Origin of the sequence: Mycobacterium sp. ELW1 (assembly GCF_008329905.1) — a bacterium.
In the GTDB taxonomy this organism is placed as follows: Bacteria; Actinomycetota; Actinomycetes; order Mycobacteriales; family Mycobacteriaceae; genus Mycobacterium.
Map to the genome: position 1 here is coordinate 1,724,253 of NZ_CP032155.1, position 18,676 is coordinate 1,742,928.

Annotated in this window: 7 protein-coding genes and 1 pseudogene; all 8 read left to right on the plus strand. The window is 66.8% G+C overall.

What is annotated here, in order from left to right:
- The first annotated feature begins 87 nt into the window (after window positions 1-87).
- The 8 genes and pseudogenes from D3H54_RS08130 (at window position 88) to rfbB (ending at window position 18,661) form a co-directional block, all read left to right on the plus strand.
- Window positions 88-951 (plus strand): ion transporter, encoded by an 864-nt coding sequence (locus D3H54_RS08130; RefSeq protein ID WP_149378615.1) that lies wholly within the window; start codon window positions 88-90, stop codon window positions 949-951.
- Window positions 952-1,161: 210 nt separating this feature from the next.
- A complete protein-coding gene (locus D3H54_RS31120) occupies window positions 1,162-1,422 on the plus strand; it encodes a hemophore-related protein (RefSeq protein ID WP_168214808.1) in 261 nt (86 codons plus the stop codon).
- 339 nt (window positions 1,423-1,761) lie between these two features.
- Window positions 1,762-3,372: a PfaD family polyunsaturated fatty acid/polyketide biosynthesis protein gene (locus D3H54_RS08140; protein ID WP_149378617.1), complete on the plus strand. Its 1,611-nt coding sequence runs from the start codon at window positions 1,762-1,764 to the stop codon at window positions 3,370-3,372.
- 8 nt (window positions 3,373-3,380) lie between these two features.
- Window positions 3,381-10,166 carry a type I polyketide synthase gene (locus D3H54_RS08145; RefSeq protein WP_149378618.1) on the plus strand — a complete coding sequence of 2,262 codons (6,786 nt, stop codon included), beginning with the start codon at window positions 3,381-3,383 and terminating at the stop codon, window positions 10,164-10,166.
- On the plus strand, window positions 10,163-11,074 hold the full coding sequence (locus D3H54_RS08150) for a beta-ketoacyl [acyl carrier protein] synthase domain-containing protein (RefSeq protein ID WP_168214809.1): 912 nt from the start codon (window positions 10,163-10,165) through the stop codon (window positions 11,072-11,074). Before D3H54_RS08145 ends, D3H54_RS08150 begins: the two co-directional genes overlap by 4 nt.
- A gap of 30 nt (window positions 11,075-11,104) precedes the next feature.
- Window positions 11,105-16,798 (plus strand): beta-ketoacyl synthase N-terminal-like domain-containing protein, encoded by a 5,694-nt coding sequence (locus D3H54_RS08155; RefSeq protein ID WP_286199265.1) that lies wholly within the window; start codon window positions 11,105-11,107, stop codon window positions 16,796-16,798.
- Window positions 16,795-17,664: a glucose-1-phosphate thymidylyltransferase RfbA gene (rfbA, locus tag D3H54_RS08160; RefSeq protein ID WP_149378621.1), complete on the plus strand. Its 870-nt coding sequence runs from the start codon at window positions 16,795-16,797 to the stop codon at window positions 17,662-17,664. Before D3H54_RS08155 ends, rfbA begins: the two co-directional genes overlap by 4 nt.
- Window positions 17,664-18,661 (plus strand): annotated as a pseudogene (rfbB, locus tag D3H54_RS08165) (dTDP-glucose 4,6-dehydratase). The gene rfbA and the pseudogene rfbB overlap by 1 nt, the downstream one beginning before the upstream one ends.
- The last annotated feature ends 15 nt before the right edge of the window (window positions 18,662-18,676 follow it).

An 18,676-nucleotide genomic window follows, 5' to 3' on the forward strand; every position in this document is an offset into this window, starting at 1 on the left:
CGCTCACCCTGGCGGTCACGCCGGATTGGCCGATGTCGCCCAGCGGGTCGGCAGCTGGTTTCCGCCGACCTTTGCTATGCACGAAACGTGCAACCCACCACGTCGCCCGAACCGCTGAACCCCAAGCCCGTGCCGACTGCCGTATCGCTGTGCCGACGGCTGGTCGGTAATCCGGTCTTCGAAACCCTGATCGTGATCGTGATCCTGATCAACGCGGCGATGCTGGGGGCGGAGACCTTCCCCACGGTGTCGGACGGACTCGACCACGCCTTCGATGTGGGCTACAACGTCATCCTCGCGATCTATGTCGTCGAGTTGCTCATCCGGCTCACCGCGGCGGGGTGGGACGTCCGCGAGTTCACGAAAAACCGGTGGAACGTCTTCGACTTCATCGTGATCGCGGCGTCCTTCGTGCCGGGCCTGCGGACGACGGCGATGCTGCTGCGGCTCGTGCGGCTGGCACGGATCGTGCGCATCATCCGGTTCCTGCCCGACCTGCACGTGGTCATCGGCGCGATCGCGCGAAGCATCCCGGGGGTGGCGTCACTTGCGGCGGCCACCGCCCTGCTCATCTACATCTACGGGATGCTCGGCTGGGTGTTCTTCGGCAATTACGCTCCCGAGCACTTCGGGAACGTCGGCCGCGGGATGATGACGATGTACGTGATGCTGACGCTGGAGAACCTGCCCGAGAACGTGGACATGGGACTGAAGGTGTCGCCGTGGTCGGTGCTGTTCTTCATCAGCTACACGGTCATCCTCAGCTTCCTGGTGTTCAACCTGTTCATCGGCATCGTGCTGAACTCGATGGAGGAAGCGCGGGCGGCCGACCGCCGGAAGCACGAGAGCGATGACCTGCTCGAGCGGTTGCGCATGGCGCGTCAGGCGCTCGAGGACGCCGAGCGGGAACTGCAGCGGACGCACCGGGACGACCGGAAATCGGGCTTGTGAGCCCGTCACAGTCTGTGAGTTGAGGCGTTTTCCGCACCGCGCAAGAGCACCGTGATTAACTGGCGGCTTCTCAAGATGTGGCAGTTGTGGCAAATGGAAGGGCACTCGTCCATGAACTCAGCGCGGTGCTTACGACGAGTCGTCGTTGTTGGAAGTCTGATCGCACTATCTCCGCTCGCTCCGTCGGCGCCGGCTTCGGCGGATCCGATCATGGATGCGCTGGCTAACACGTCGTGCAGCTACACGCAGGTGACGGCCGCCTTGAATGCGGAGGCGCCGGCGCTGGGTAAACAGCTCAACGGGCGGCCCGATATGCAGGCGAATATTCAGCAGTTCCTCGCCATGTCGACCGACCAGCGTCAGCAGGCACTGGCGCAGCAGCAAGCAGGGAACCCACAGTTGAATGCGCTCATCTTCGCGCAGATCGGCCCACAGATTACGCAGGTCGCGAACACCTGCATGAATTACTGACTCCGCGTTTGGCCGGTTTCCGGGCCGGCTGTGACCGTTGCGCCGGGGAGCCCAACCTCACACCGTAAACCTGGTTATGGCATTTGCGCGTCGTCATGACGGGCCCGATCAGGACGGTCTTCATTCCTGAGAATCCGCTCACCACCCGTTTTGCTGCACTCTCGACAACGGAATTCGTAGAACTGGTGATAAAAGCACCAGCGACATGTCATTTCGGCAACGGTGTCGGCGAGCGGCGGCGTAGGGTCGTCTCAGAGTTACCGCCGGGTAGGCCGCCGGTCGTATGAACGTGTTCTAAAACCAAGATTTGTCGCGCGCGTAAAGCTAGAGTCGCACCTCATGCAGGCGACGTTGGCTAACTCTCATCCGACCAATGGCGCCTCTCCGGCGTTGCTCGATGGGTCGGATGTCGCCGAGGCGCTCGCCGCAATCCGCAGGCCGGTCGCAGTCGTGGCGTCGGCGCACGGGCCCCGCACCGTGGTTCTCGACGGTGCCGGAGTGCTGACGCCGGAGCTCATGCGCCACGACATCCTCGCGGTCTTGCCGCCGATCTATCCCGAATGGCTCGGCGACCGTAGTTTCACCGCGACGCACGGTGTGCGGTTTCCCTATGTCGTCGGCGAGATGGCCCGCGGTATCGCGACACCCCAGATGACCGTCGAGGGTGTGCGCGCCGGGGTGATGGCGTTCTACGGAAGCGCCGGGCTGGACTTGGCCACCGTGGAAGCGGGCCTGCGTGAGATTCAGGCCGCGCTGGGTCCGAACGCCAGCGGGTGGGGCGCGAACCTGATCCACAACGTCCAGAGCGACGGCGTCGAACTTGCCACAGTGGATCTGTTCCATCGACTCGGTGTCCGTTACGTGTCGGCGTCGGCGTTCATGCGTCTGACGCCCGCTGTCGTGCTCTATGCGGCGAAGGGTCTGCACCGCGACGCACACGGACAGATCGTGCGGTCCGGGCACATCTTCGCCAAGGTGTCCCGCGACGAGGTCGCCCGGCAGTTCCTCTCGCCCGCCCCGGAATCGATGTTGAACGCACTGGTCGCCGAGGGCCGGCTCACCGCGGAAGAGGCCGCGCTGGCCGCTGGCATCCCGATCGCGGAAGACATCACCGCCGAAGCGGATTCGGGTGGCCACACCGACAACCGCGCGCTGACGGTCCTTCTCCCGCGGCTGATCAGCCTGCGCGACGAGATCGCGGCCACCTATCACTATCCGGTCCTGCCGCGCGTCGGTGCCGCGGGCGGATTGGGAACGCCTGCCGCGGTCGCCGCCGCCTTCGCCGCCGGAGCCGCGTACGTTCTGACCGGTTCGGTCAACCAGTCCGCGGTGGAAAGTGGTCTCTCGCCGGACGCACGAGCGCTGCTGGCGATGGCCGAATCGACCGATGTGGCGATGGCACCGGCCGCGGACATGTTCGAGATGGGCGTGACGGTCCAGGTCCTCAAGCGCGGCACCATGTTCGCCCAGCGCGGCCACCGGCTGGCCGACTTCTACCGTCGCTACTCCTCCCTCGAGGAGGCCCCGGCCGAGGAACTCGCGAATCTGGAAAAGACGGTCCTCGGGCGCAGCGTCGCCGACATCTGGGCCGACACCGAGGCGTTCTTCGCCAACAGTGACCCGCGGCAGGTCGAACGTGCGGCGGTGGATCCGAAACATCGGATGGCGCTGGTGTTTCGGTGGTACCTCTTTACGGGTTCGCAGTGGGCGCGCGATGGCAACACCGCCCGCCGCGGCGATTACCAGATCTGGTGTGGGCCCGCGATGGGGGCCTTCAACCAATGGGTTCGGGGGAGTTTCCTCGAACCAGTGGAAGCGCGGACTGTTCGCCAGATCGCGCTCAACCTGCTCGAGGGAGCTGCGACTGTGACCCGTGCCGGCCAGTTACGTGCAGCGGGCGTCGCAATGCCCGCTGCCTCCTTTGATTTCCGTCCACGTCCTCTCGGATAAGGGTTACCTTGACTGACAACACGCACCAGCCCACTGCAACTCCTATCGCGGTGGTCGCCATGTCGGCGATCTACCCGGGTGAGTCTGGGCTCGACGGCTTCTGGCGCACCATCACCACGGGCCGCGACGCGATCGGCGATGTTCCTCCGTCGCACTGGCTGATCGAGGACTACTTCGACGCCGACCCGAAGACGCCGGACCGGACCTACTGCAAGCGGGGTGGCTTCATCGACCCCGTGGACTTCGACCCGGTGAAGTTCGGGTTGCCGCCCAACGCATTACCGTCGACGGACACCGGACAGATCCTCGCCCTGGTGGCGGCACGGCAGCTGCTCGACGAGGTGCAGCGCAGCGGTGCCGACGTCGACCTGGATCGGGTGGACGTGGTACTCGGGGTCGCCTCGACGACTGAACTCGTGGTTCAGATGGGCTCGCGGATGCAGCGACCGATCTGGCGTAAAGCCTTGCTGGAAAACGGTTTGTCCGAGAGCGAAGCCGACGAGATCTGTCAGGACATCGCCGACCACTATGTGCCGTGGCAGGAGAGCACCTTCCCGGGTCTGCTCGGCAATGTGATCGCCGGTCGCGTCGCCAACCGCCTCAACCTCGGGGGCGCCAACTTCGTCACCGACGCTGCCTGCGCGAGTTCGCTTTCCGCGCTGCAGTCGGCGTTGCACCGGCTGTATCTGCACGAGTCGGACGTGGTGCTGACGGGCGGCGTCGACGCACTCAACGACGTGATGATGTTCACGTGCTTCTCGAAGACGCCGGCTTTCTCGGCGACCGGCGACTGTCGGCCGTTCTCGGCAGGTGCTGACGGCACCATCATCGGCGAGGGCGTGGGCATGGTGGCCCTCAAGCGCCTTGCCGACGCCGAGCGTGACGGCGACCAGATCCATGCGGTGATCCGCGGCCTGGGCTCGTCGTCCGACGGGCGCGCGTCCAGCGTCTACGCGCCGCGGTCCGAAGGACAGGCCAAAGCGCTGCGCCGTGCCTACGAGCGCGCCGGCTACGACCCCTCGACGGTCGAACTCGTCGAAGCGCACGGCACCGCCACCAAGGCCGGTGACGTTGCCGAGTTCGCCGGACTGAAGTCGGTGTTCACCGATAATTCGGCGCGTATCGCGATCGGATCGGTGAAGTCCCAGATCGGCCACACGAAGGCTGCGGCAGGCGCCGCCGGGCTCATCAAAGCCGTTCTGGCGCTGCGGCATTCGACACTTCCCGGCACGTTGAAGGTGGATCGCCCCAACCCCGCGATGGGAATCGAGGATTCGCCGTTCTACGTCAACTCCCAGACGCGTCCCTGGGTACGCAAGGGTGATCAGCCCCGGCGCGCGGCGGTCAGCTCCTTCGGATTCGGCGGCAGCAACTTCCACGTGACGCTGGAGGAGTATCAGGGTGAGCACCGCGCCAAGCGGCTGCGGACCCTGCCGAGTGAGCTGGTGGTGCTCAGCGCACCGTCGGAGGCCGAGCTGCAGAAGCGGGCTTCCGGTATCGCCGCGGCGGCGCGCTCCGGCGAAAGCCTGGCCCGCATCGCGTTCGATGCCGCTGAGGTCTTCGACGCGTCGCAGCACGCACGTGCAGGGCTGGTTGCCACGGACGTCGAATCGCTTGCCGCGGCGGCTGACCGGCTCAGCGCCGCGCTGGCCGGTGGCACCGTCTCGTCGCTCAAAGACGCCAACATCGCCGTGGGCCTCGGACCGGCCCGTGAAGGTAAGACGGCTTTCCTGTTCCCGGGGCAGGGCAGCCAGTACGTCGGGATGGGTGGAGACCTCGCCCTCAGCTTCCCCGAAGCGCTCGCGATCTGGGACGGACTCGAGGGCGATCTTGCCGACCTTCCCGGTGTCGTGTTCCCGGAGCCGGTGTTCGACGCCGCCGCGGCCGACGCGCAGAAGAAGGAACTCACCGCGATGGCGAACGCGCAACCCGCCATCGCCGCAACCAGTCTCGCACAACTGGCGCTGCTCGACCTCCTCGGTGTGAGCGCCGATGCCGCCGCCGGGCACAGCTTCGGTGAGGTCACCGCGCTGGCGGCCGCCGGCGTCCTGCCGATGGAGAGCCTCGTCGAGACGGCGCGCACCCGCGGCACGTTGATGAACGAGGCGGGCCAGGGCAAGGACGGAGCGATGCTGGCGGTGTCGGCGACCGCCGACGACGTCCGTGCACTGGTGGCATCGCAGCCGGACAACGGATCGCTGGTCGTCGCCAACGACAACGCGCCGACTCAGGTGGTGCTGGCCGGTCACGAGACCGATATCGCATGGGCCGAGAATGCGGCGAAAGCCAAGGGCTGGACGGCGGTTCGCCTGCCGGTCGCCTCGGCGTTCCACTCACCGATCGTTGCCTCGAGCTGCGCACCCCTGACCGCATACCTGAAGACGCTGAAGATCGGCCAGCCGAACTTCCCGGTGTACGCCAACGCCACCGCGCAGCCGTACGGCGAGGAGGTCGCCACCCAGCTCGGTGATCAAGTGCAGCAGCTGGTGCGCTTCCGCGAAATGATCGAGGCGATGGCGCGCGACGGGGTCACGCGATTTGTCGAGGTCGGCCCGGGACGGGTGCTGACCGGACTGGTCGGGAAGATCCTGGGATCGACTCCGCATGCGGCGATCTCCCTGGACGACCAGAAGGCCGACGGGCTGCGCGGTTGGCACCGCGGGCTCGCGGCGTTGGCCGCCGACGGCGTGGCCCTGGATCTCGGCGCCCTCTTCGATCACTACGAGGAACCACTGCGCTACGTTCCGGCCCCGAAGCATTCGGTCAAGGTGGGCGGGGCCAACCTCGGCAAGCCGTATCCGCCTGCCGACGGCAAGGTGTCGATCACCCCGAAGCGGACTCGGGTGAGCGCGCCCAGCCCCGCGCCGACTGCCGTCACGGCGCCCGCGCCTACGGTTCAGCCGCCCGCGCCGGCCGTGCAGCGAATGGAGTCGCCCGCGGCTGCGGTCCCCGAACCGCTGGTCCAGGCACAAGCACCCGTGATTCACCAGCAGGTGCCGGTGGTGCAGCAGGTGGAGGTACAGGCTGAGGTCATCGAAGCGCCACTGTCGGGTGATGTGTGGAGCGTCATCGACAGCATCCAGAAGGAAACGGCCGAACAGCACCAGCGCTACATGGATGTCGTCACGCGCAGTCATCAGGCGTTCCTGGACATGTCCACTCAGATGATGGCCCACGTCGTGGGCGATCCGAGGACCACTGCGCAGACTCCGATGGTGGCGGCGAGCGTTGCAGCGCCACAGGTTTTGGCCCCTGCGCCCGCTCCCGTCGCGGTTGCGCCCGCGCCGGTTGCGGTTGCGCCCGCGCCGGTTGCGGTTGCGCCCGCGCCGGTTGCGGTTGCGCCCGCGCCGGTGATCGCACCGCCGGTCGCCCCCGCTGCCCCGGTCGCGCCGGTGGCTGCTCCGGCTGTGGCTGTGTCTGCGGGTCCGGCGGCGGGTGATGTTGTGCTGTCGATTGTTTCGGAGAAGACGGGTTATCCGGTGGACATGCTCGGGTTGGGCATGGAGATGGAGGCCGAGCTGGGGATCGATTCGATCAAGCAGGTCGAGATTTTGGCGGCGTTGCAGGCCAAGTTCCCGGGTGCCCCGGAGATCCCGGCCTCGGAGTTGTCCGGGTTGCGCACCCTGCAGGATGTGGTGGACACGGTGGCCGGGTTCGCGGCGCCGGTGGCTGCTCCGGTTGCGGTGGCTGCTCCGGCTGTGGCTGTGTCTGCGGGTCCGGCGGCGGGTGATGTTGTGCTGTCGATTGTTTCGGAGAAGACGGGTTATCCGGTGGACATGCTCGGGTTGGGCATGGAGATGGAGGCCGAGCTGGGGATCGATTCGATCAAGCAGGTCGAGATTTTGGCGGCGTTGCAGGCCAAGTTCCCGGGTGCCCCGGAGATCCCGGCCTCGGAGTTGTCCGGGTTGCGCACCCTGCAGGATGTGGTGGACACGGTGGCCGGGTTCGCGGCGCCGGTGGCTGCTCCGGTTGCGGTGGCTGCTCCGGCTGTGGCTGTGTCTGCGGGTCCGGCGGCGGGTGATGTTGTGCTGTCGATTGTTTCGGAGAAGACGGGTTATCCGGTGGACATGCTCGGGTTGGGCATGGAGATGGAGGCCGAGCTGGGGATCGATTCGATCAAGCAGGTCGAGATCCTTGCCGCGTTGCAGGCCAAGTTCCCGGGTGCCCCGGAGATCCTGGCCTCGGAGCTGGCCAACCTGCGCACCCTGCAAGACGTCGTCGACACCGTCTCCGGATTCGCGGCGCCCGCCCCGGCAGCTGCACCGGCCGTCGCGGTGGCGACCGTGCCCGCTGTATCTGCGGGTGATGTTGTGCTGTCGATTGTTTCGGAGAAGACGGGTTATCCGGTGGACATGCTCGGGTTGGGCATGGAGATGGAGGCCGAGCTGGGGATCGATTCGATCAAGCAGGTCGAGATCCTCGCCGCGTTGCAGGCCAAGTTCCCGGGTGCCCCGGAGATCCCGGCCTCGGAGCTGGCCAACCTGCGCACCCTGCAGGATGTCGTCGACACCGTCTCCGGATTCGCTTCAGGTGGCCGCACCGAACAGCCCACCTCGGCACCGCAGGCTGCTGCGTCGTCGTCCGCTCCGGTCGGGCTGTCCTGCACCGAGGCCGAGCTGCGCGCCGCGCCGCCCACCGGTCTCGCGATGGCCGGCCTGCGCGACGGCGTCGTCCTCATCACCCGCGAGGACCCTGCCTTCGCCGATGCCCTGCACACCGCACTGACCGCTCGCGGCATCAACGCCAGGACTGTCGACGAGGTACCCGCCGAGGCGGGTGCCGTCATCAGCTTGGCGGCCCTGTCTGCCGCTCGCACACCCGACGACTGTGTCGCGATGCACCTGCGCGCATTCCACGCCGCACGCAGCGTCGCCAGGAGCAGCGCTGCGACAAGGCTTTTCGTCGCCGTACAGTCGACGGGCGCTCGCTTCGTCGCTGCTGACGTTCCGGTCGGAGTCGCGAGCCTGGTGAAGACTGCCGGCTGGGAATGGCCGAACGCATCCGTGCGGGCCATCGACATGGAGAGCCTGGACGCCGAGCGACTGGCTGCCGAACTACTTGAAGGTGGTAGCGGTATTGAGGTCGCGCTGCGCGCGGACGGCACCCGGCTGGTCGCCGTCGACGACATCGAATCGTCGGTCGGCGAGGGTGAGACGATCAGCGTCACCCAGGGCGGCGTTGTCCTGGTCACCGGTGGTGCGCGTGGTGTGACGGCAGAGTCGGCGCTGGCACTGGCCAAACGACACGGTTTGCGCCTCGCGCTTCTGGGGCGCACGCCCCTGCGTGATGTCAGTGGCGACGAGCCGGCCGGCACCACCGCCGCCGAGATCGCCACCGCGCTCGCGGCATCGGCGAGGGCCCGCGGTGAACAGCTGAGTCTGCCGCAGGCGCGCGCCCAGGCCGAAAGCCTGCTGGCTGAGCGGGAAGTCCGCGCGACCCTGTCCACCGCAGAGCGGCAGGGCACGCCTGCGCGTTACTTCGCGGGCAGCATCACCGACCGTGCCGCGCTGGACGCTGTGCTGAACGAGGTCCGCGCGAATTTCGGGCCGATCGTCGGTGTCGTCCACGGTGCCGGTGTGCTCGCCGACAAGCGCCTGGAAGACCTCGACGACGACGGATTCCTCAAGGTGTTCAGCACGAAACTGGTTGGCGCGGAAGCACTCCTCGATGCAACGTCGTCCGACGAGCTGCGCTTCATCTCGTTGTTCTCCTCGATTGCGGCGCGAGCAGGCAATCCCGGACAGTCGGCCTACGCATCGGCCAACGCGGCACTGGAGGCCATCGCAGCCCGCGAGTCGGCACGGCGCAACGGCGAATGTGTCGTCCGCGCGTTCGGCTGGGGACCGTGGGACGGCGGAATGGTCGACGCGACACTGAAGAGCCGATTCCTCGCCGGCGGTGTGGGTGTCATCCCCATCGACGAAGGAGCGCAGTTCTTCGCCGACCACGCACTGTGCCGGTCGTCGGCCACCGCGGTCGTGGTTGCCGCCCCCGCCGAGCCCCGACTGCGGGCAGCGCACTTGGAGTGGGAGGTGTCGGCCGAAGACCTGCCGGTGCTGACCGATCACCAGGTCCGTGGCCGGGTCGTGGTGCCGGTGGTGATCGCGCTCGACGCGATTCTGCGCGCCGCTCGCGGCCTGGTCGCCGACACCTGCCCGGTGGTCCGTGATTTCCAGGTGCTCTCCGGTGTGACCTTCGCCGAAGGCGAAAAGCAAACACTCAGAATCGATTTCGGACCCGTCGGCTCGGAATACGCGGTGTCGATCAGTGACGCGCAGGGCCGGGCCCGTTACCGCGCCACCGTCGACACCGCAGCCATCGCGGCGCCGCAGCTGTCGGTTCCACCGGTGTCGGGATCGGCCTGGCCGGTCAGCGTTGACGAGGCGTATGCCGGGCCCCTGTTCCACGGGCCGCAGTTCGCGGTGATCGAGCGCCTCGACACGTTCGGTGCTGCCGGCGGAAGTGCGGACCTCAAGAGCCTGGACGCTCTCGGTTGGCCGCAGAACGGCTGGGCAATCGACGCCGCCGGCGTCGACGGCGGGCTGCAGCTGGGCATTGTCTGGGCCGCGTCTCAGGGGCGCCCGCTGGTGCTGCCGATCCGTATCGCGCGTGTGGTTCTGCACCGGGCGTTCGGCGACGGCAGTATCGGACGCTGCCGATTGGCCGCACACCCGGTCAACGACAAGCGGGTCGACTTCGATATCGCGTACGAAACCTCCGACGGCGCGCTCATCGCAACGCTCGAAGGTGTCGAGTTCTACGCCGCGGGCGGCGCCGCGGACACTCCGGCGTGAGCAGTTTCGAACCCGTCGCGATCGTCGGACGCAGTTGTGTGCTGCCCGGCGCATCGACTCCCGAGGAGTTGTTCGACGCATCGCTGAGCGGACGCTGTCTGCTGACCCCCACCCCGCGCGATCGGTGGCGGGGGGTGGACCCGGGAAAGCTGCGCGCCAGCGACAAACCGGGCCTGCGCGTCGCATCGGCGACGGGAGGCTACGTCGACACCTCGTTCGATCTGAGCCAATTCGCCGCGCGGATACCTGATTTCGACCAGCTGGACCCGATCGTTCCGTGGCTCGCTCAGTGCGCTCAGCAGGCACTCGGCGGTCCGCTCGCGGCACCACGCACCGGCCTGATCGTCGGCAATCTGTCCTACCCCAGCACCATGGGCACCGCGTTCGTCGAGGCCTTCTGGACGGGAAAGGGCAACGACGATCCGCGCAACCGGTTCTCGTCGGGGCTGCCCGTGCACCTGGTCGCCGGCACGATGGAGATGAACGGCCCGGTCTTCGCGCTGGACGCGGCCTGCGCGTCGTCGCTCTACGCCATCAAGCTCGCCTGCGACGCACTGCATGACGGCGACGCCGACGTGATGCTCGCCGGCGGTGTCAACGGATCGGACGACCTGTTCCTGCATCTGGGCTTCACGTCGCTACAAGCGCTCAGCCCGTCAGGGCAGTCTCGCCCGTTCCACGCGGAAGCCGACGGACTGGTGCCGTCTCAAGGTGCCGCCCTGGTGGCGCTCAAGCGGCTCTCCGACGCGGAGCGCGCCGGGGACAACATCCTCGGGGTGATCCTGGGCGTCGGGCTGTCGAACGACGGACGCCAGAGCGGCTTCCTGGCACCGGCGGTGGGTGGCCAGACCCGGGCCATGCTGTCCGCGCTGGAGCAAGCCGGGCTGACCCCGCCGACATCGACGTGATCACCGGCACTGACACCCCCCCCCGCCGACATCGACTACGTGGACTGTCACGCCACCGGCACCCCACTGGGGGACGCCACCGAGTTGCAGAGCATCGCGGCCGCCTATGGTGACATTCCGCTGAAATTGGGTGCGCTGAAAGGCAACCTGGGCCACACCATCACGGTGTCCGGCGCGGCGAGCTTGGTAAATGTGCTCTCCGCCATGCAGGCGTCGACCATTCCGCCGACCTTGTGTGAGAAGCCGACCGACAAGCTCGGCGATACGCCGTTCACCTTGGTGACCACCCCCACGGCATGGGACGGCCCGGTCAAACGCGCGGCGGTCAGCAACTTCGGGTTCGGCGGCAACAACGCCCACCTGATCGTCGAGAACTACCGGGGGCCACAACCTTCGGTGACCCGGCAGCAGCCCCCGACCGACGAGATCGTGATCTGCGGAATCGGTGTGGTCACGGGCGACGCAGGCGACGCCGAGGCATTCCGTCGCCGGGTGTTCGGTCCGGAGGCGCAACCCACCCCGCTCGACAGCGTGGCACTCGAGCTTGCCGGGCTCGGTTTCCCGCCGAATGAACTCGCGGGCAGTCTCAGTCAGCAGACCGTGATGTTGGCGGCCGCCGGGCAGGCACTCAACGGTGTCGTCACCGATCCGGAGCGAACCGGGGTGTTCGTCGGTATGGGCTGCGATGCCACCATCGCGCGGCAACGGTTGCGGGTGCTCAACACTGACAATGAGCGGTGGCTGGAGGCCAACGCACAGGCGGCCCCCAAACTGACCGCCGACGGCGTGGTGGGAACCATGCCGAACATTCCCGCCAATCGCATCCACGCGCAGCGCGACTTCCGTGGATTCGGATTCACCGTGTCCACCGAGGAACTGTCCGCGATCACCGCGCTGCAGATCGGCATTCGCGCGCTGCGTCATCGCGAACTCGACACTGTCGTCGCCGGCGCGGTCGACATGTGTTGTGAGCCGGCACATTCGCGGGCGGCCGATGCGCTCGACGCCGACACCAGCGTGGGACACGGCGACGCCGCGGTGGCCTTCGTGCTCAAGCGGCGGGCGGATGCCGAAGCGGCCGGTGACGAGATCATCGCCGTCATCGACACCTACGATGAACCGATCGAAACGGACCCGAACTTCGCGGTCGGCCGGATCGGCCGCACCCATGCAGCGAGCGCTGCCGTGGAGATCGCAGCCCGCGCCGAGGCAGTCCGGGCCCGGGTGCGGGTGGACCAGGCCGGGGCTCAACCGGCACCGGGTGGAACCTCGGCGGCGGTCTGGGTGGAGGCGCTGGGCGGCCACGCCGACGGCATCACCGTGTCCGCCGCGGACGGTCCGCCCAAGCCGTTGGCTGTTGGCGTCGTTCCGTTTTCGCAACGCTATGCCGGCGAGAGCCGGGCCGACCTGCTGGGGCGGATGCAGCGTGGCGAACCGGGTGGAGCCGGGACGGTGCGGTGTTCACTGGTGGGTGACAGCGAGTCCACGGTGGACAAGCTGCGGCAGCAGGCTGTCCAGCGTCTGGAACGCGGCGAGGCGCCGGCGATCCCCGGCATCGCCTATGCCGAGGAACCGATGGCCGGCGAACTGGCCTTCACGTTCACCGGTGCGGCTGCGGCATACCCGGGGGCCGGGCGCGATCTGTTGTTCGCGTGGCCCGAGATCGGTGATGCACTCACCGAACGGCTCTCCGGCGTCGGTGATCTGGCGCGCGCGCTGCACGGCGCCGGGATCACCACGCTGGATCCGCGCACTCAGCTGACCGGCTGCGCTCTGGTCTGCCAGTCGCAGGCCGAGTTCTCCCGAACCGTACTGGGCCTGAAACCGACTGCGGCGATCGGACTTTCGTCGGGTGAGACCAACTCGCTGTTGGCCTTCGGGGTCTGGCGCGATCTGGAACCGATGCTGGGCGAGATCGAGGCGTCAGGCATGTACGGCGACGAGTTGACCGGTGATTGCCGCGTCGCGGCCGCCGACTGGGGGCTCGGAGATCAGCCGGCCCCGTGGGAATGCTGGCGGATCACGGCGCCCCGCAGCGAGGTGGACGCGGCCCTGGCCGCCGAACCGCACGCCTACATGACCATCGTGCAAGCACCCGACGATTGCGTCATCGGTGGGGATCCTGCGGCGTGCCGCCGGGTGATCGACGCGCTCGCCGGCGCCACCGCGATCCCGCTGGGGCTGGACATGGTGATTCACTGCGAGGCCATGGCGCCGTTTGCCGATACCTGGCGCAGCATTCACACCCGTGAGACGCACGAGGTCCCCGACATCCGCTTCTACACCAATGCGGTCAACCGGGCCTACGTGCCGACCCGTGAGGCGGCCGCCGAGGCGATCACCCGCCAGGCCCTCGAGCCGATCGACTTCCCGGCAACGATTCTGCAAGCCTGGGAGGACGGCGTCCGGATCTTCGTCGAGCACGGTCCGCGCAGCATCCTGACCGGTGCGGTGGGCAAGATCCTCGGCGACCGGCCGCATCTGGCTGTCGCGCTGGACCCGCAGGAACGGCGCGGGTTGCGTGCCCTGGCCGAGAGTGTGTCCAAGCTGTGGGTGTACGGACTGCCCGTCGACATCGAGGCGTTCGAGGCGCGCATCCGGCAGCTGCGCGAACAGCGGGGGCAGGCGTCGTCGGAGGGCACCCGCAAGCTGACGCTGGCCGCTCACTGGCCGGACATCGTTTCGGTTCCCGAAGCGCCCAAGACTGTTTCGCCTCCAGCACCACCCATGACTGTCTCGACGCCGGCGGCGTCCAGAAACGCCATGTCTGTCTCGACGCCGGCGGCGTCCAGAAACGCCATGTCTGTCTCGACGCCGGCGGCGTCCAGAAACGGAAGTACACCCATGTCTGATGTGCGAAGTGTTCAAGTCATGCCGCCCGCGCCTGCGCAACTCGCGCCGCTGGTGGTAGCCCAGGACCTCGTCGCGCACACCGCCACGGAGACAAGCACTGTGGTGGCCCGGCCGGTCACGCCTGCCGCGCCGGCGGCTGCCACGCGCAGCGATCAGACGACGACGGCGCTGAACCTGGTCGCCTCGGTCAGCGACGCGCACACGGCGTTCCTGGAGCGGCAGGCTGAAGCCCACTCGTCGTTCTTGAAGTCGCGCGGCGATCTTCTCGCCCTCGTGTCGGGACGGCGGGGATCGATTACCACCGTCGCGACGAGCGCGCCCGCGGTCTTCACACCTGCACCGACACCCGCTCCCGCTCCTGCTCCTGCGGCGAGCGCGCCGGTGATGCCCGCACCGAGTGCGCCGCCTCCGCCTCCGCCCGCACCCCCGGCGCCGCCCGCACCCCCGGCGCCACCGGTCACGGTCGTACCGCCCGCACCGGCCGCGGCGAGCACGCCGGCACCTGCGCCGAGCAAGCGTCCGGCGGCGGCCGCAGAGCCGCTGTGGACACGTGCTCAGCTGGAAATCCTTGCCGGCGGCAAGGTCTCGGAGGTTATGGGACCTAAGTTCGCCGAATACGACCAATACGAGCGGCTGGTGCGGATGCCGGAGCCGCCGCTGCTGCTGGCTGACCGGGTGATGAGCATCGAGGGCGAGCCCGGCACGATGGGGACGGGTCTGATCGTCACCGAGACCGACGTCGACCCGGACGCCTGGTACACCCACAACGGCCGCATGTCGCCGGGTGTGGTGATCGAGAGCGGCCAGGCGGACCTGCTGCTCGCCTCCTGGCTGGGTGCGGATTTCACCAACCGCAGCGAACGGGTCTACCGCCTGCTCGGCTGTGATCTGACGTTCATGGGCGAACTGCCCAAGGGCGGCGACACGCTGCACTATGAGATCCACATCGACGGTCACGCGAAAACCGGTGATACGCGGTTGTTCTTCTTCCACTACGACTGCTACATCGGTGACCGGCTGATGATCTCGGTCCGCAACGGGCAGGCCGGCTTCTTCTCCGATGCCGAGCTCGCCGAGTCGGACGGGGTGTTGTGGGACGCCGCCGACGACGCGCCGCGCGAGGGCGCGGTCCGGGATGAGCCCCAGGTGATCACCCAGAAGCGTTCGTTCACCCGGGAAGACGTCGAGGCTTTCACCGAGGGGCATGCCTACCGGTGCTTCGGGCCCGGCTTCGAACGGGCCGCCGCCCACACCCGCACGCCGTCGCTGCCCAAGGGCAGACTGCGGCTGATCGACGAGATCGCCGAATTCGATCCCAATGGCGGTCCGTGGGGCCGCGGGTATCTGCGAGCCACCGCCGCCGTGCCCAAGGACATGTGGTTCTACGACGGGCATTTCAAGAACGATCCCTGCATGCCCGGCACACTGATGGCCGACGCGGCCACCCAGGCGCTGTCGTTCGCGATGGCGGCCTACGGGTTCTCCATCGAACGTGACGGGTGGCGATTCGAGCCCGTCCCGGATGACATGGCCCGCTTCGTCTGCCGTGGACAGGTGACACCGGACGCCGACCACATGCTCGACTACGAGGTGTTCATCGAAGAGATCATCGACGGCCCCACGCCGACGGTCTTCGCCGCGCTGCTCTGCCGCAGTGACGGCTTCAAGGTGTTCCACGCCCGGCGCTTCGGGATGCGTCTGGTCCCGGACTGGCCGATGCCGCCGGGTGCGCCCGGACCGGTGCAGATCTTGGCCGGCACCAACGATGTCCGCGGCGACCAGGGCGCGCTTCTGGCGTGCGGGCGCGGGATGCCGTCGGATGCGTTCGGCGCCCTGTACGCGCCGTTCGACGGAACCCGGCGGGCGCCGCGTCTGCCGGACGAGCCTTACCACTTCATGTCCCGCGTGCTCAGTGTGTCCAGTCCGCCGGGAGTGCCGACCAAGGGCGGCACCGTCGTCGCGGAATACGATGTGCCAGAAGGTGAGTGGTATTTCGCCGACGCTCACGTCGACGCGGTGCCGATGCCGGTGCTCATCGAGATCCTGCTGCAGCCGTGCGGCTGGCTGTCGTCGTACAACGGATTTGCCGCGAATCGTCCCGACGACGTGGTGTTCCGCAACCTCGACGGCGACGAGGTCGTCCAGCATCGCCCGGCCCGGGTCGGCACGCTGCGGGTGACGTCGACGCTGGAACGCTTCGCCGACGGTGCGGGCTCGACGATCGTGTTCTTCGACGTGGTCTGCACCCAAGACGACGAAGTCGTCATGACGATGAAGACGGCATTCGGGTTCTTCAGCCCCGAAGCGCTCAAGACCCAAGTCGGCCTGCGCATGAAACCGGGTGTGCTGGAGGCGCTTTCCGAGCCGGCCCCGGTCGAACTGCTGTACCGGGCGCCCGAGCTCGACGGCGCACCGTGGCTGGACCAGGGCCGGCTTCAGGTGCTCGACCGGGTCAAGTTCTGGCCCGGCGGGGGAGAAGCCGGACTGGGCAGGCTGGTCGCCGAGTATGACGTCACCCCGGAAGCGTGGTTCTTCAAAGCCCACTTCTTCCAGGATCCGGTGCAGCCGGGTTCGTTGGGTCTGGAGGCCATGCAGCAGGCGGCCCGCGCGGCGGTCCGGCTGGCCGGTTTGGCCCCGGCAGGGGACGAGTCCGAGTTCGAGCCCGTAGCTCTCGACCAGGCGTTCAGCTGGAAGTTCCGCGGTCAAGTCACACCAACCAACAGGCGCACCCGATCCGAAATCGATATCCTCTCTACTGAGAGGGATGATCGGGGGGTTCTGATCGTGTTCGACGGCCGGTTCTGGTGTGACGACCTGTGCATTTACGAGACCCGCGGGATGGGTGTTCGCGTGGTCCGCACGGCGCCATGAAGGGGATCATTCTTGCAGGTGGATCGGGTACGCGTCTTCACCCGATAACGCTTGGGGTTTCCAAGCAGTTGGTCCCGGTATACGACAAGCCGATGGTGTACTACCCGTTGTCTACGTTGATGCTGGCCGGGATCCGGGACATCCTGGTCATCACCACACCGCACGATGCTGAGAGTTTCGAACGCCTGCTGGGGGACGGATCCCGGTTTGGCATTTCGATCACGTTCGCCCAGCAGCCGTGCCCGGATGGGCTGGCTCAGGCCTTCACCATCGGTGCGGACTTCATCGGGAACGACAAGGTCGCCCTCATCCTCGGCGATAATCTCCTCTACGGGCCGGGAATGGGCACCCAGCTCAGGACCTTCACAGCAGTCGACGGTGGTGTGATCTTTGCGTACTGGGTGGCCGAACCATCGGCGTACGGTGTGGTCGAATTTGACCCGAGCGGCGTGGTGGTGTCGCTGGAGGAGAAGCCGAAACAACCTCGGAGCAATTTCGCTGTTCCGGGGCTTTATTTTTACGACAACGACGTCGTGGAGATCGCGCGGCAGCTTGCCCCCAGCGATCGTGGCGAATACGAAATCACCGATGTCAACCGTGCTTATTTGGATCAACGCCGTTTGCGGGTCCAGGTGTTGCCGCGTGGGACCGCGTGGCTGGACACCGGGACATTCGACCAGATGACCGATGCGGCCGACTTCGTACGGACTATGGAGCGGCGGACCGGCTTGAAAATCGGTGTACCCGAGGAAATCGGCTGGCGGCAGGGCTTTCTGACCGATGAAGAGCTACGAGACCGTGCCGATACTCTGGTGAAGTCTGGCTATGGCCGATATCTGCTCGATCTGCTCGAAAGGGGTTCGTAGTGGCGCGGCTGCTCGTGACCGGGGGGCTGGGTTCATCGGTTCCAACTTCGTGCATTACGCCGTACAGCACACCGACCACCACGTCACTGTGCTGGACAAGTTGACCTACGCCGGCAACCTTGCTTCGCTGTCCGGATTGCCGGAGAGTCGAGTGGATTTTGTTTATGGTGACGTCGCCGACTCTGGTGTCGTGGAGAAGCTGGTGGCGGCTGCCGACGCAGTCGTGCACTACGCCGCCGAAACCCACAACGACAATTCACTGAGCGATCCGCAGCCGTTTATGCACACCAACGTGATCGGAACATTCACGTTGCTGGAGGCGGTCCGGAAGTATGGCGTGCGATATCACCACATCTCAACCGACGAGGTGTATGGTGACCTGCCGTTGGATGACCCGGGGAAGTTCACCGAGACCAGTCCGTACAACCCGTCATCGCCGTACTCGTCGACCAAGGCCGGTAGCGACATGCTGGTCCGAGCCTGGATTCGTTCTTATGGAGTGCAAGCTACGATCTCCAACTGCTCCAACAATTATGGGTCTTATCAGCACGTCGAGAAGTTCATTCCGCGTCAGATCACCAACGTGCTGCGCGGGACGCGGCCCAAGCTCTACGGCGACGGGTTGAATGTGCGCGACTGGATTCACGCCGACGATCACTCATCGGCAGTGCTGATGGTTCTGGAGAACGGTCGGATCGGGGAGACGTACCTGATCGGCGCCAACGGCGAGAAGGACAACAAGACCGTGGTCGAACTGATCCTCGAGATTATGGGTCAGCCGGCCGACGCCTATGATCACGTGCCTGACCGATCTGGTCACGATCTCCGGTATGCCATCGACGCAACTAAGCTCCGTGACGAACTTGGTTGGAGGCCAACGTATTCCGACTTCGAGAATGGTTTGAGTGCAACCATCGATTGGTATCGCGCCAACGAGGAGTGGTGGGCGCCCGCCAAAGACGCCACCGAGGCGTTCTACGCCCGTATCGGGCAATGACAGGGGAGCGCAACC